Origin of the sequence: Agrobacterium bohemicum, from assembly GCF_002896715.1 — a bacterium.
Classification (GTDB): Bacteria; Pseudomonadota; Alphaproteobacteria; order Rhizobiales; family Rhizobiaceae; genus Agrobacterium; species Agrobacterium bohemicum.
In genome coordinates this window covers 93854-107605 of sequence record NZ_PGEL01000022.1, presented here as the reverse complement: position 1 = coordinate 107605, position 13752 = coordinate 93854, and the positions used below count along the sequence as shown (strand labels likewise).

11 protein-coding genes are annotated in these 13752 nt (G+C 56.6%); 6 read left to right on the top strand and 5 right to left on the bottom strand.

All coding sequences use genetic code 11. From position 1 onward, the window contains the following. Positions 1 to 64: 64 nt before the first annotated feature. Both CUC55_RS08140 and CUC55_RS08135 read right to left on the bottom strand, forming a co-directional pair. Positions 65 to 1351, bottom strand: coding sequence for an NAD(P)/FAD-dependent oxidoreductase (locus tag CUC55_RS08140; RefSeq protein ID WP_103087513.1), 1287 nt, complete (start codon positions 1349 to 1351; stop codon positions 65 to 67). A gap of 10 nt (positions 1352 to 1361) precedes the next feature. Beyond that, a complete protein-coding gene (locus CUC55_RS08135) occupies positions 1362 to 2798 on the bottom strand; it encodes a glutamine synthetase family protein (RefSeq protein ID WP_103087512.1) in 1437 nt (478 codons plus the stop codon). A 128-nt stretch (positions 2799 to 2926) separates the two neighbouring features. Here CUC55_RS08135 and CUC55_RS08130 point away from each other — a divergent pair, with 128 nt between their 5' ends. Then, positions 2927 to 4111, top strand: coding sequence for a BaiN/RdsA family NAD(P)/FAD-dependent oxidoreductase (locus tag CUC55_RS08130; RefSeq protein ID WP_103087511.1), 1185 nt, complete (start codon positions 2927 to 2929; stop codon positions 4109 to 4111). Positions 4112 to 4444: 333 nt separating this feature from the next. On the opposite strand, the gene CUC55_RS08125 is transcribed toward CUC55_RS08130, so the two are convergent. Together CUC55_RS08125 and aceA are read right to left on the bottom strand one after the other, a co-directional pair. Further along, on the bottom strand, positions 4445 to 4690 hold the full coding sequence (locus tag CUC55_RS08125) for an SMc00767 family acetate metabolism repressor (RefSeq protein ID WP_042619072.1): 246 nt from the start codon (positions 4688 to 4690) through the stop codon (positions 4445 to 4447). Positions 4691 to 4719: 29 nt separating this feature from the next. After that, positions 4720 to 6009, bottom strand: coding sequence for an isocitrate lyase (gene aceA, locus CUC55_RS08120; RefSeq protein ID WP_103087510.1), 1290 nt, complete (start codon positions 6007 to 6009; stop codon positions 4720 to 4722). A 237-nt stretch (positions 6010 to 6246) separates the two neighbouring features. Between aceA and CUC55_RS08115 the strand changes: the two genes are divergently transcribed. From CUC55_RS08115 to CUC55_RS08095, 5 genes are all read left to right on the top strand, one after another. Next, entirely contained in the window at positions 6247 to 7665 is a 1419-nt protein-coding gene (locus CUC55_RS08115) for a helix-turn-helix domain-containing protein (protein WP_103087619.1), read from the top strand. A gap of 133 nt (positions 7666 to 7798) precedes the next feature. Continuing rightward, positions 7799 to 8896, top strand: coding sequence for a polyamine ABC transporter substrate-binding protein (locus tag CUC55_RS08110; RefSeq protein ID WP_103087509.1), 1098 nt, complete (start codon positions 7799 to 7801; stop codon positions 8894 to 8896). A gap of 76 nt (positions 8897 to 8972) precedes the next feature. Further along, complete coding sequence (locus CUC55_RS08105) at positions 8973 to 10130, top strand: ABC transporter ATP-binding protein (RefSeq protein WP_103087508.1); 1158 nt, start codon at positions 8973 to 8975, stop codon at positions 10128 to 10130. Between the two features lie 13 nt (positions 10131 to 10143). Then, positions 10144 to 11052 (top strand): ABC transporter permease subunit, encoded by a 909-nt coding sequence (locus CUC55_RS08100; RefSeq protein WP_067648552.1) that lies wholly within the window; start codon positions 10144 to 10146, stop codon positions 11050 to 11052. A gap of 2 nt (positions 11053 to 11054) precedes the next feature. Continuing rightward, on the top strand, positions 11055 to 11867 hold the full coding sequence (locus CUC55_RS08095) for an ABC transporter permease (protein ID WP_103087507.1): 813 nt from the start codon (positions 11055 to 11057) through the stop codon (positions 11865 to 11867). 206 nt (positions 11868 to 12073) lie between these two features. Here the strand turns inward: CUC55_RS08095 and CUC55_RS08090 are convergent, their stop codons facing one another. Beyond that, the gene (locus CUC55_RS08090) at positions 12074 to 13678 is read right to left on the bottom strand and encodes an ABC transporter permease (protein ID WP_103087618.1); all 1605 of its coding nucleotides are present in this window, start codon (positions 13676 to 13678) and stop codon (positions 12074 to 12076) included. Positions 13679 to 13752: the final 74 nt, after the last annotated feature.

Below are 13752 nucleotides of genomic sequence, written 5' to 3'. Positions count from 1 at the left end.
ATTTTGCTTATAAGGCATTGTTTTTTCTAACCTTAAGCATGGCTGCCTATGGTCGTCAGTCTCATTAGAACCTGTCTCGTAAAGCATACCATGAAAGTGCAAGGAAAAGCAGTGGCGCACGCAATGCCATGCCGCCAGGAAACGATGGTACGTCCAGAGACGAAAACTGCTCCAGTGCCTTGTCCCGGTTGACAACCATATCCGCATAAAGTTTGCCGCAATAGTTGGACAGCATCACACCATGACCGGAATAACCGCCAATGGACATGACGCCCGCCATCACTTCACGCACGAAGGGCTGGCGGTTGAGCGTAATGCCGACAGACCCACCCCAGGCATGGGTCATCTCGATGTTTNCCAAAGCGGGATAAATTTCCGCGATCTGCTTGCGGATGTGTTTGGAAATGTCACGCGGCGAATCCGCCGTATAGGCCTCACGCCCGCCAAACAGCAATCGGTTATCAGGCGTCTTGCGGAAATAGCGCACCACGAAACGGCTGTCGGCAACCGCTTCCTTCCCGGGAATGATGTTCGGAAAATCGTCCAGCGGCACGGTCGCGCCGATGAAGGAGCGGATCGGCATCACATGCGCCGCCGTTACCGGCTCCAGATTGCCGATATGGGCATTGGTGGCGATCAGCACGCGGTCAGCCGTGATGGTGCCGGAAGACGTTTCGATCAGCGTCTTGCCACCCGTTTGGCGGATGGATTTGGCGGGCGTCATCTCGAAGATTTGTGCGCCTGCCGCTTGTGCAGCTTTTGCCAGACCGACGATGAGCTTCAGCGGCTGGATGTGGCCGGTGCCGGTGTCGCGAACGCCGAAATGGTAATGATCTGAACCCAACCGTTCCGCTGTTTCAGCTTTTTCCATGAAGGAGACGTGGCTGTAACCGTAGCGGCTTGTCATGGCTTCGACGCTTTTGCGATAGTCTTTTTCGTAAGACGCCTTGTGCAGCACATTCAATTGGCCCGGCAGGAACTCCATGTCGATGTCATGTTCGCGGGCGAAATCCAGCACATAGTGCTTGGCACGTTCCGCGATATCGAACAGCGTCTTGGAGCGCTCCAAGCCTATGTCCTTTNCCAGATCATCCGGCCATGCGCGCTGGCCGGTTCCGAATTGTCCGCCATTGCGACCGGATGCGCCATCGCCGAAACGATAACCTTCGACAAGCGCGACCGAAACGCCAGCCTTTGCAAGATTATAGGCCGCCTGCAAACCGGTGAAGCCGCCGCCGATCACGGCTACGTCCACCGTGCGCGAACCATCCATTGCGGCATATTCGGGCCGCTCGCTCAGACTGTCCTGATACCAGGACATGCCGGGCGCAATCGGGCTTTGCCATGTCATGTGCAAACCCTCATACGTTCAACAGCAGGAATTCCCGCTCCCACGGGCTGATCACCTGCATGAAGGTCTCGAATTCGCCACGCTTTAATCCGGCGTAGAGGCCAACGAATTCATGCCCGAAANCACGCTCCAGCTGCGGCTCGCCTTCTAGCAGAGCCACTGCTTCCAAAAGCCCGCGTGGCAACTCGATTGAGCCTTCGTTTGCCGTCTCATAGGTCGGCTCAGTCGGTTCGATATTGTTGACGATTCCAAGCCAGCCGCAGGCCAGTGAGGCCGCAATCGCCAGATATGGGTTGGCGTCTGAACTCGGCAGACGGTTTTCCACACGCCGCGCCGAAGGGCCGGAGATCGGCACGCGAAACGCCGTCGTGCGATTATCGTAACCCCAGGCATTGTTGACCGGGCAAGCCATGTCAGGCGTCAGGCGGCGGTAGGAATTGACGTAAGGCGCCAGCATAACCAACGCATTCGGCACATAACGCTGCATGCCGCCGACGAAGGCGAAGAATTCCTTGGACGGGCTGCCATCCTTGTTGGAAANCACATTGTCGCCGGTCTCGATATCCACCACCGACTGGTGAATATGCATGGCCGAACCTGGCATGCCCTGCATGGGCTTGGCCATGAAGGTGGCATAGATGCCATGCTTCAACGCCGCTTCGCGGATCGTGCGCTTGAACAGGAACACCTGATCGGCAAGCTCGATGGGATCGCCGTGGCGCAGGTTGATTTCCAGCTGCGCCGGACCTTCTTCGTGTATGAGGGTATCGATCTCCAGACCCTGCTTTTCCGAGAAGTGGTAGATATCGTCGATCAGCTCGTCGAATTCATTGATACCGGCAATCGAATAGCTCTGCCCACCGACGATGGAGCGGCCCGAGCGGCCCTTTGGCGGATGCAACGGGTAATCCGGGTCGTCATTCATGGCGACGAGATAGAACTCGATTTCCGGGGCGACGACCGGTTTCCAGCCTTTTTCCTTGTAAAGGTCGAGCACGTTTCTGAGCACGTTGCGTGGCGTGTAGGGAACGAAATTGCCTTCCTGATCCACGACATCGCAGATGACCTGCGCGGTGGGATCGCTTTCCCACGGCACGACGCAGAGCGTGGAAAGATCGGGCACCAGCTTCAGGTCGCTATCGCGTGGCTCATAACGGAAGTTCGCAGTTTCGTCGGGGTATTCGCCAGAAATCGTATGACGGTAGAGCGCGGACGGCAGTGCCAGCGATGTATCGCCGGTGAATTTGGATGTCGGCATCATCTTGCCGCGAGGAACGCCCGCAAGATCCGGGGTGATGCATTCGATGTCTTCGATGCCGCGAGCCTTGAGCCACTGTGCGGCCTCACGCCATGTGGAGCAACCGCGTGTCGGAGAGACATCAACTTGTATTTTCTTCGCCATGTTTGCCGGTTTTTTCGGATGGAGCATGGTTTTCTTGGGAGGCATAAATCACCGGCTTTGTGTTTCGATTGACACTATCATAGCCAGACTTTGTCATTTGGCAAAAGGGGGGGCGCCATTGACAACGGACCTGACTTCTAAAAGAGGAAGTACACCGAAACTAGGGAAACTCCATGACGGAAAAATGTAACGTGCTGATTTNGGGGGCGGGGGCCGCTGGCATGATGTGTGCCATACGCGCCGGTCAGCGCGGCCGTTCCGTCATTATCCTCGATCACGCCAAGGCGCCGGGCGAAAAAATCCGCATTTCCGGCGGCGGGCGCTGTAATTTCACCAATGTGCATGCGGCCCCGAAAAACTATCTCTCCAACAATCCCCATTTCGCCAAGTCGGCGCTGGCCCGTTACACGCCACGCGATTTCATCGTCCTTGTCGAAAAGCACCGCATTGCGTTTCACGAAAAGACGCTCGGCCAATTGTTCTGCGATGACAGCGCCAAGGATATCATCCGCATGTTGCTGGCCGAAATGCAGGCCGTTGGTGCAAAACTCAAATTGCAAACGGACATTACGTTGGTGGAAGCCATTCCAACCGGCGGCTTCCGCGTATCGACTTCCGCGGACGTCATCGAGGCTGACAGTCTGGTTTNGGCCACCGGTGGAAAGTCCATTCCCAAAATGGGCGCGACCGGCTTTGCCTACCGCATTGCCGAGCAATTCGGCCTCGGCATTATCGAAACCCGCCCGGGCCTCGTGCCGCTGACGCTCGAACCGACGCAGTTGGAAAAGCTGTCCGCGCTGTCCGGCATCGCCGTTCCAGCTGAAATTTCCCACGGCAAGACATCGTTCAATGAAGCGCTGCTCTTCACCCACAGAGGATTGAGCGGCCCGTCGATCCTGCAAATCTCATCCTACTGGCGCGAGGGTGACGAGGTTCGCCTCAAGATGGAGCCCGATCTGGATATTCTTGGCCATCTGAAGGCGGCAAAAAAGACCAACGGCCGCCAGTCTCCCCAAACCGCGCTTGGCGAAATCCTGCCGAAGCGTCTGGCACAGCATGTGGTGGAGCGGGCAGGCGTTACCGGCAATCTCGGCGACATGTCGGATAAGACACTGTCTACGCTGACCGCCGCCGTTCAGGAATGGTCCATAAAGCCCTCCGGTTCCGAAGGATACCGCACAGCCGAAGTCACGCTCGGCGGCGTGGACACGACCGATCTCGACTCCAAATCCATGCAGGCGAAAACCATCCCNGGCCTTTATTTCATAGGCGAATGCGTGGATGTGACAGGCTGGCTCGGCGGCTATAATTTCCAATGGGCATGGGCATCCGGCCACGCTGCCGGGGAATCTGTTTGAACCCTCGACATCTTAATGCCTTATTAAGAGCCGCGGAGTCATGCTGATCGAATGCCAGCACAACGTAAGTTGATACATGATGTCCAGCTGGACGCCGGAACCCGGCATCGATCGGTTATGTTTCTCGTTCAGGAAGCCGCTCATGATGATGTCCAAAAANCGCCCCCGCGCCATCGCGATCGCTCGCACCGCCAATGACAACGCCGTTTACGCCTTCCGCCTGAGCCTGATTTCGGCTGGCGCTATTGCTGCGTTTCTGGTGCTGCTGTTCTAATATTCCCGTTCCGCCATACCGGATAAAGCCCGGCATGACGGATGTTTGATGGGCAGCTCTTAAGCCGCCGCCTTGCCCTGTGCGACGATAACAGGGATCAGCAAATCTCCCCAGTTCCCGTCACCGCCGTGGTGGCGGGCGGAGCGGACGAGTTCGACCGAGACACCGGCCTCGACGGCGTTCATGACCGCCTGGTTGAGACGGTGCAAGTCATTGGCCAGCATGCGGATGGCGCTTTGCTGATCCTGGCTCATAGATGAGGATTGCTCCTCGCTGCGTTCTTTAACTCTTGAAATCGAAGCCATTGTTTTTCCTCCGTTCAATGGGTTGTTTCTTATTCCGCAGCAGGGCGGAACTGGTCGTGTTCGGTCGATTCCTTCATCGCCGTGGTGGATGAAGTGCCACCCGAAATGGCGACGGAGACCGCATCGAAATAGCCGGTGCCAACTTCGCGCTGGTGCTTGGTGGCAGTGTAGCCGTTGATCTCGGCGGCGAATTCCGCTTCCTGAAGCTCCGAATAGGCGGCCATCTGCCGGTCCTTGTAGCCGCGTGCCAGTTCGAACATGCCGTAGTTGAGTTGGTGGAACCCGGCAAGGGTGATGAACTGGAACTTGTAGCCCATGGCACCCAGTTCGCGCTGGAACTTGGCAATTGTTGCGTCATCAAGATGTTTCTTCCAGTTGAAGGACGGCGAGCAATTATAGGCGAGCTTCTTACCCGGATGCACCTTGTGTACACCCTCTGCAAACCTTTTCGCCTGCTCCAGATCCGGCTTGGATGTCTCGCACCAGATAAGATCGCAGTATGGCGCATAGGCATTGGCGCGGGCGATGCAGGGTTCCAGTCCATTCTTCACCTGATAGAAGCCCTCGACCGTGCGTCCGGCATCGTAATCCACGAAGGGCTGGTCGCGCTCATCGATGTCAGAGGTCAGAAGCTTGGCGGCTTCCGCATCCGTGCGGGCGATGACCAGTGTCGGCGTTCCCATGACGTCTGCGGCAAGACGCGCCGCTGTCAGGTTGCGGATGTGAGCGGCTGTCGGGATCAGAACCTTCCCACCCAGATGGCCGCACTTCTTTTCAGACGCCAGTTGGTCTTCGTAATGAACGCCCGCAGCCCCCGCCTCGATAAAGGCTTTCATGATCTCAAAGGCGTTGAGCGGGCCACCGAAACCGGCTTCCGCATCGGCAACGATGGGTGCAAACCATGTATCGACGGACAGGCCCTTGCCTTCGGCGGTTTCGATCTGGTCGGCGCGCTGCAAGGTCTTGTTGATGCGTTTTGCCAGTTCCGGTGCTGCATTGGCCGGGTATAGCGATTGGTCCGGGTACATCGAAGATGCGGTGTTGGCATCCGCCGCAACCTGCCAGCCGGACAGATAGATCGCCTTCAGACCGGCCCGAACCATCTGCATGGCCTGATTGCCGGAGAGCGCTCCTAGAGCGTTGATATAGCTCTCTTCATTGATGAGCTTCCACAACCGGTTCGCGCCCATTTCTGCCAGCGAGTGCCGGATGATGACGGAGCCACGCAGTTTTNCCACATCGGCTGCCGTATAGGTGCGCTCGATACCATCGAACCGACCCTGTGGCGCGTTTGGAACCAGTTTGTAAAAATCAGTCATGTCTCTCTCCCGTATCAGAAATGCAAATCCTTCCACACATCTATACTACAATATGATGTGTGCTCCGATGTGACTGAATTTACAGTTTCGATGATTTTTATGCCAGATAAAAAGGAAAATCAGTGACTTGAAAGAGGTCATGCTGTATCGTCTTTGACAGGGTGGAGTTGTAAAACTGTAAATTTTGTAAANGAAGAACACGCCGTATTTTGTATGGATTTNGTAAAGGGAGGAGATTTGGTGGAGGCCAAGATATTTGCAGGGCCGCGGGTGCGGCGCGTACGCAACGGGTTGGGTCTGACGCAGACGNCCATGGCCGATGCGCTGTCGATCTCGCCATCCTATCTCAATCTCATCGAGCGCAACCAGCGTCCGCTCACTGTGCAACTGCTGCTGAAGCTCAGCTCCGTCTATAAGATCGATCTGGATGACTTGCAGGGCGAAAGCGGGGGCATTGCCAGCCAGTTGCGCGAAGTGTTTGCCGATCCGCTGCTGGCGGGCGAGGTGCCTTCGGGGCAGGAGCTAGTCGAGGTGGCGGAAGCGGCACCCAATGCGGCAAGCGGCATCACCAAGCTTTATCGGGCCTATAAGGAACAGGCGCAGCGCCTGAGCGATCTATCAGACCTTCTGGCACGGGAAGGGCATCAAACCACGCTATCCTCCGCGCGCCTGCCGATTGATGAAGTGCGGGAAATCTTTGAGCGGCGGCCCGCCCATTTTGCTCAGCTTGATTTGGCGGCTGAAGGGTTTCATGCCGTCCTCAAGCCGGGCGATGATCTGGCGCAGGCGCTGAAAAGCTGGCTTCAGAAAAACCACGGCATCGTCGTGCGCTCCATGCCCGTTCACGCCATGCCCAACCTTCGCAGACGTTATGACCGCCATTCCATGCGGCTGTTTCTCTCCGAACGCCTGTCCCCGCAGGATCAGTTGAGGGAAATGGCAATGGAAGCCTGTCTTCTGGCGCTGACGGAGGAAATCGGCACGGAATTGCAAGCCCTTGCACTGTCGGGTGAGGAGGCAAAGCGCATCGCCCGCTTCGAGCTTGCCCGCTATGCCGCCCATGCGCTGATGATGCCCTATGGCGCATATCTGGCCGCCGCCCAGCGTGCGCGATATGACATCGATATCCTTCGCGGGCGTTTCAATGTGTCCTTCGAGCAGGCGGCCAACCGTCTCGTCACGCTGGTGCGTCCCGGTGTTTCAGGTATTCCGTTTTTCCTGATGGAAATCGATAGCGCCGGAAACCGCTTTCGCAAGGCGGGCGCTCAAGGATTTCCGCAGGCGAAGTTTGGCGGGCTGTGTGTGAAGCTCAACGTTCACGCCGCCTTTTCCCAGCCGGGGCAGGTGCTGGCCGAACAGGTGGAGATGCCGGATGGCGGCGCTTATCTCACCATCGCTCGCTCTCTGGATGGGCCACAGGCGGGTTTCGGAGAACGCATTCGCCGCACCGCTGTCATGGTGGCCTGCGATGCGGCGATGGCAAAGGAAACTGTCTATGGTGATGTGGTGGGCATCAAGGCGGGCAGCATTGCCATCGGCCCATCCTGTCGGCTGTGTGAGCGGCAAGGCTGTCTTTCGCGGGCGGAGGCACCGCTGACGCGTCCGCTGGGGCTGGATGAAATGGTAACGGGTCTCAGCGTTTTCGATTTNCAGTAGTGGCTTTCAACACAATTGTTTGAAATTGCCGCGCCGCACATTTCCCGCTTGCCGACACAACTTTTCCTTTCTAGTCTCTGGCAAANCAAGGGGATCACGCGTCTTCCCACAGCGCGTTCAAACAGGAGATATCATGAAACATCGTTCGCTTCGTTTCAGCCTCGCCGTCGCCGCAGCCGTTCTTGGTGCTGGCACCGCCTTTGCGCAGGAAAAGGTCGTCCACGTCTATAACTGGTCCGACTATATCGATCCCGCCCTTCTGGAAGANTTCACCAAGGAAACCGGCATCAAGGTCGTGTATGACGTGTATGACGGTAACGAGGTTCTGGAAACCAAGCTGCTGGCTGGCAATTCTGGTTATGATGTGGTCGCGCCGACATCGCCGTTCCTGGCACGTCAGATTCAGGCTGGCGTCTACCAGAAGCTGGACAAGTCCAAGCTACCGAACCTCAAGAACATGTGGCCGGAAATCACCACGCGCCTTTCGCAATATGACCCGGGCAATGAATATGCCGTCAACTACATGTGGGGCACCACCGGTATCGGCTACAACGTGGCGAAGATCAAAGCTGCCCTGGGTGACGTGAAAGTCGATAGCTGGGATATTCTCTTCAAGCCGGAGAATGCAGCCAAGCTGAAGTCCTGCGGCATCAACATCCTCGACGCGTCCGACGAAACCTTCGCTATTGCCATGAACTACATCGGCAAGAACCCGGATAGCAAGGAAACCGCTGATCTGGAAGCAGGCGGCGATGTTTACAAGGCGATCCGTCCTTCGGTGAAGACGTTCAATTCGTCTGCCTATATCGATGAACTCGCCAATGGCGATAGCTGCATCACCATCGGCTGGTCCGGCGATATTCTTCAGGCAAAGTCCCGCGCCGAAGAAGCCAAAAATGGCGTTGAAGTGAACTACGTCATTCCGAAGGAAGGCACCTATATCTGGATGGATTCCTTTGCCATTCCGGCAGACGCCAAGAATGTCGATGCCGCACATGCCTTCATCAATTTCATGATGAAGCCTGATGTTGCCGCCAAGGCGTCCGACTATGTGCAATATGCCAACGGCAATCTGGCCTCGCAACCACTGATGGACGAAGCCGTCTCCAAGAATCCGGGCGTTTACCCGGATGCCGAAACGATGAAGAAGCTCTTCACTATTTCGCCCTATGGACCGAAGGAGCAGCGCGTTCTCAACCGCGTTTGGACCCAGATAAAAACCGGCAGCTGACCGGATTTNCACAAGGGGCAGGTGGAAACGCCTGCCCCTTTCTCATTCGGCCTCTTCTTCAATAATGGGACAGTTCATGGCGAAATCTCTTGGCCCGGTTAAACGCAAATTCTCCCCCTGGACAGATCCGGCGTCGGCTCCGTTCATTCGCTTCGAGAATGTCACCAAGAGATTTGGCGATTTCGTCGCCGTCGATAATCTGACGCTGGATATATATGAGCGGGAGTTCTTCTCGCTGCTCGGGCCATCCGGCTGCGGCAAGACAACGCTGATGCGCATGCTGGCCGGTTTCGAGGAGCCGACGGAGGGGCGCATTCTGTTGCAGGGCAAGGACATCTCGGGCGTGCCGCCGTACAAGCGGCCCACCAACATGATGTTTCAGTCCTATGCGCTTTNCCCCCACATGTCGGTGGAAAAGAACATTGCCTTTGGCTTGGAACAGGATGGCTTGCCCAAGGCGGAGATCAGGACCCGTGTCGAAGAACTGCTGCAGATGGTCAAGCTGGAGCAGTTTGCCAAACGCAAGCCCAACCAGCTATCCGGCGGTCAGCGTCAGCGTGTGGCGCTTGCCCGGTCCCTCGCCAAACGTCCCAAAGTTCTGCTGCTGGATGAGCCGCTAGGCGCATTGGACAAGAAGCTGCGCGAGGAAACGCAGTTCGAACTGATGGACATTCAGACGAAGCTCGGTCTGACGTTTCTCATCGTCACCCACGATCAGGAAGAGGCGATGACGGTTTCTGACCGCATCGCCGTCATGGACAAGGGCATGGTCGTACAGGTGGCGACGCCTGCGGAAATCTATGAAGCGCCCAACAGTCGCTACGTCGCGGATTTCATTGGCGACATCAATATTTTTGAGGCGGAGATCACATCCAACACAGCGGCAGACGGCAAACCCTCAACGGTGCTGTTAGATTGCGACGGATTGAAAGTGGCGGTGGAGCAGGATTGCGCAACGATTGCCGGTAACAAGGTGGTCTTCGCTGTCCGCCCGGAAAAGGTCCGCATTTCCTTAGATCAGCCGGACGATACCTCGATCAACGTCGCACACGGCGAAGTCTGGGACATCGGCTATCTCGGCGACTTCTCGGTCTTCATCGTTCAGATGGCGGATGGCAGAACCATGCGCGCAGCGCAAGCCAATGTGTCACGCCTCGTAGATCGGCCCATCACTTTCGGGGATATGGTCTGGTTGAACTGGAAAGCCGATTCCGGTCTGGTTCTCACACGCTGAGGGAGTGTTGAACATGGCGATTTCGTCTCCTGAAAACCGGCAAAGCCCTATGCGTTGGCTGGTGGTTGCGGTGCCTTATATCTGGCTGGCGCTGTTTTTCGCGGCACCCTTTCTGATCATCGTCAAGATTTCGCTGTCCGATACCGCTATCGCAATGCCGCCATACGTGCCTGTGTTCGATGGTTTCAGTCGGATTGGCGACTTCTTTTCTCAGTTGGACTTCGAGAACTATATCTTCCTCACAGAAGATCCGCTTTACGTCGAAGCCTATCTGTCTTCCCTGCGCATAGCAGCAATCTCTACAGGTCTGCTGCTGCTGATCGGTTATCCCATGGCGCTGGCCATGGCGCGTGCGCCCAGCACCATTCGCCCGACGCTGGTCATGCTGGTTATTCTTCCGTTCTGGACTTCGTTTCTGATCCGCGTTTACGCTTGGATCGGGATTTTGAAGCCGGAGGGGCTGCTGACGGTGCTTTTTCAGACCATTGGCATTCTTGGGCCTGACCAGCAGGTCAACATCTTCCGTACAGATACGTCCGTCTTCATCGGCATGGTTTATTCCTATCTGCCCTTCATGGTGCTGCCGCTCTATGCCGCTTTGGAAAAACTGGATGCCACATTGCTTGAAGCAGCAGCCGATCTCGGTTGCCCGCCGTGGAAAGCCTTCTGGAAAATCACCTTCCCGCTGTCGCTGCCGGGCGTCATCGCTGGCTCGATGATCTGCTTCATTCCCATCACCGGTGAATTCGTCATCCCAGATCTTCTGGGCGGTGCGCAGACGCTGATGATCGGCAAGACGCTCTGGACGGAGTTCTTCGGCAACCGAGACTGGCCCTTGGCTTCCGCCGTCGCGGTGTTGCTGCTACTGGTGCTTGTCGTGCCCATTGCCATCTTCCAGAACCAGCAGAAGAAGGTGGCATAGCCATGAAGCGTGGAAANTTCGACACGACCATTCTCACGCTGTGCTTCGCGTTTCTCTATATTCCGATTATCATTCTGGTGGTTTATTCCTTCAATGCGTCGAAGCTCGTCACTGTCTGGGGCGGTTTTTCACTGCACTGGTACAGCTCCCTTTGGTCCAACGAGGGCCTGATGGATGCTGCGTGGATCACGGTGAGGGTAGCCTTGTTGAGCGCTACCATCGGCACAATTCTCGGCACGCTGGCAGCCTTGTCGCTGACGCGCTTTACCCGCTTTCCGGGGCGCATGCTGTTTNCCGGCATGATTTATGCGCCGCTGGTTATGCCAGAAGTCATCACTGGCCTGTCACTGCTGCTCCTGTTCGTGTCCATCGGTGTTGACCGCGGTTTCTGGACGGTGGTCATAGCCCACACCACCTTCACCATGTGCTACGTAGCGATCGTTGTGCAATCACGCCTGCTGACCTTTGATCGCAGTCTGGAGGAGGCAGCACTTGATCTCGGTTGCCCACCGGTCAAGACGTTCTTCCGCATCACCCTGCCGCTTATCCTGCCGGGCGTGGTTGCGGGCTGGATGCTGGCTTTTTCACTGTCGCTGGACGATCTCGTCATTGCCAGCTTCGCCACNGGGCCNGGGGCAACAACGCTGCCGATCAAGATCTATTCGCAGGTTCGCCTTGGCGTAACGCCCGAGATCAACGCCATCTGCACCATTCTGATTGCGCTGGTCACGGTCGGCGTCATCTGTGCTTCCATCGCATCCAAGCGAACCGAATTGCAGCGCATGCGCGATGAACACGCGGCTGCCAAGGGCTGATCGATATCGGGTGGGGTCACTGCGCCGAAATCAACGGTATCGATTAGGATTTATCGCCCCTAAATGGTGTCGTGCCGCCTTAACTGTTTATTAAACGGCACTGCTTCACATATATCTCAACGTGAGTGCACTCAATGAGAGGGTGACTGGGCCGGTGGCCAAAGACATGATGTTGTTATTCCTACTCTCGTTATAAGCACAAACTTTCAAGGCAGCTTCGGCTGCCTTTTTTCTTGAGCGTGGTCATGGTCGAGAGATCGCGACACGAGCAGGACAGGAATAAGCCCTGCCAAGATAATGATCAGGGCGGGAATGGAGGCATCCTGCACCTTGGAGCGTGAAGCGTCCTCATAGACCAGTGTTGCAAGCGTGTTGAAATTGAAAGGACGCAGCATGATAGTGGCGGGCAGTTCCTTCAGCGATTCGATGAAGACCAGCAATGCTGCGGTAACCGCTGCCGGGCGAATATTCGGCAACAGCACGTTGACCAGTGTCTGAAGGCGGTTACGTCCAAGCGTTCTCGCTGCCATGTCCAGATGTGGCGACAATTTCTGAAAACCTGCGTCGATTGTCCCTTCTGACAGCGTCATGAACCGCACGCTGTGGGCGTAGACAATGGCAAATGCAGTTCCAGAAAGCAGCAGCCCGGTCGAGTAGTTGAGATGAAGCCGCAGAAATCCGTCCAGCGCGTTGTCGAAGGCTGATAGCGGCAATAGCACACCAATGGCCAGCACCGTGCCGGGTATTCCGTAACCAAGCGAGCCGATGCGGCTGATGGAGCGCGATGCGGACGAGGCGTTGGCCCGTTGCACATAAGCGAAAATGAAACCGCAGACGAGCGTTATGAGTGCTGCCGACATCGACACTTCCAGACTGTGCGCCAACGCCTTGAGCAGTTTGGTATCAGACAGCGCGTCGATGCGTTTGAAGGCGTAACCCCCAAGCACCAAGACCGGAATCGCGAAACCAGACAGGATAGGCAGCAAGCAGAATGCCGTTGCGGCCCATCCACGCCCGGCCGGCAGTTGCTTCAGCCCAAAGCGCTGCGTCATGGCCGTGGATTTGGCGGCGGTGAAACGTTGTCGGCTGCGCGACTTTCGCTCGATGATGATGAGAGCGGCGACGATGATCACCAGCACAGAAGCGATCTGCGTTGCGCCCGCCAGATTGCCGCGATTGAGCCAGGTTTCGTAGATGGCAAACGTCAGTGTGCGAACGCCGAGATATTCGACTGCACCAATGTCGTTCAAGGTTTCCATCATGACGAGAGCAAGGCCAATGATGATGGCAGGTCTGGCCATTGGCAATTGCACGGAAAGGAATATTCGCAAAGAACCGGCGCCCAGTGTTCTCGCAGCTTCGGTTGCAAAGCGTCCCTGTAGCCCAAAAGCCGCTCTGACGGACAGGTAGACATAGGGGTAGAGAACGGAACTCAAGACCAGCACCGCACCACCCAGCGAGCGGACATCCGGGAACCAGTAATCATGCACCGTATGATAGCCGAAGAGGGTGCGAACAGCAGTTTGAACCGGCCCCGTGAAATCGAGAAATTCGCCAAANGCATAGGCTGCCAGATAGGACGGAATGGCAAGCGGCAGTACCAGCGCAAAAGCCAGGAGGCGGCGCAGAGGGAATTGAAAAGTGCTCACCAGCCATGCCGTGAGGATGCCAAAACATGCGGTCATCAATCCGGTCAGGCCTATAAGCATCACAGTCTGCTCGCCCGCACGTGGCAAGACGTTGACCAGAAGATGACGCCAGCCATCCGTTCCACCGGTGGCAGCGATACAGAAANTCGCAATCAGGGGCATGGCAACTGCGCAAGCCAGCAAAACTGTCCAGATGGAAAGTCCCGAAGGCCTCGATCCGGGGACGATCCAGGCGG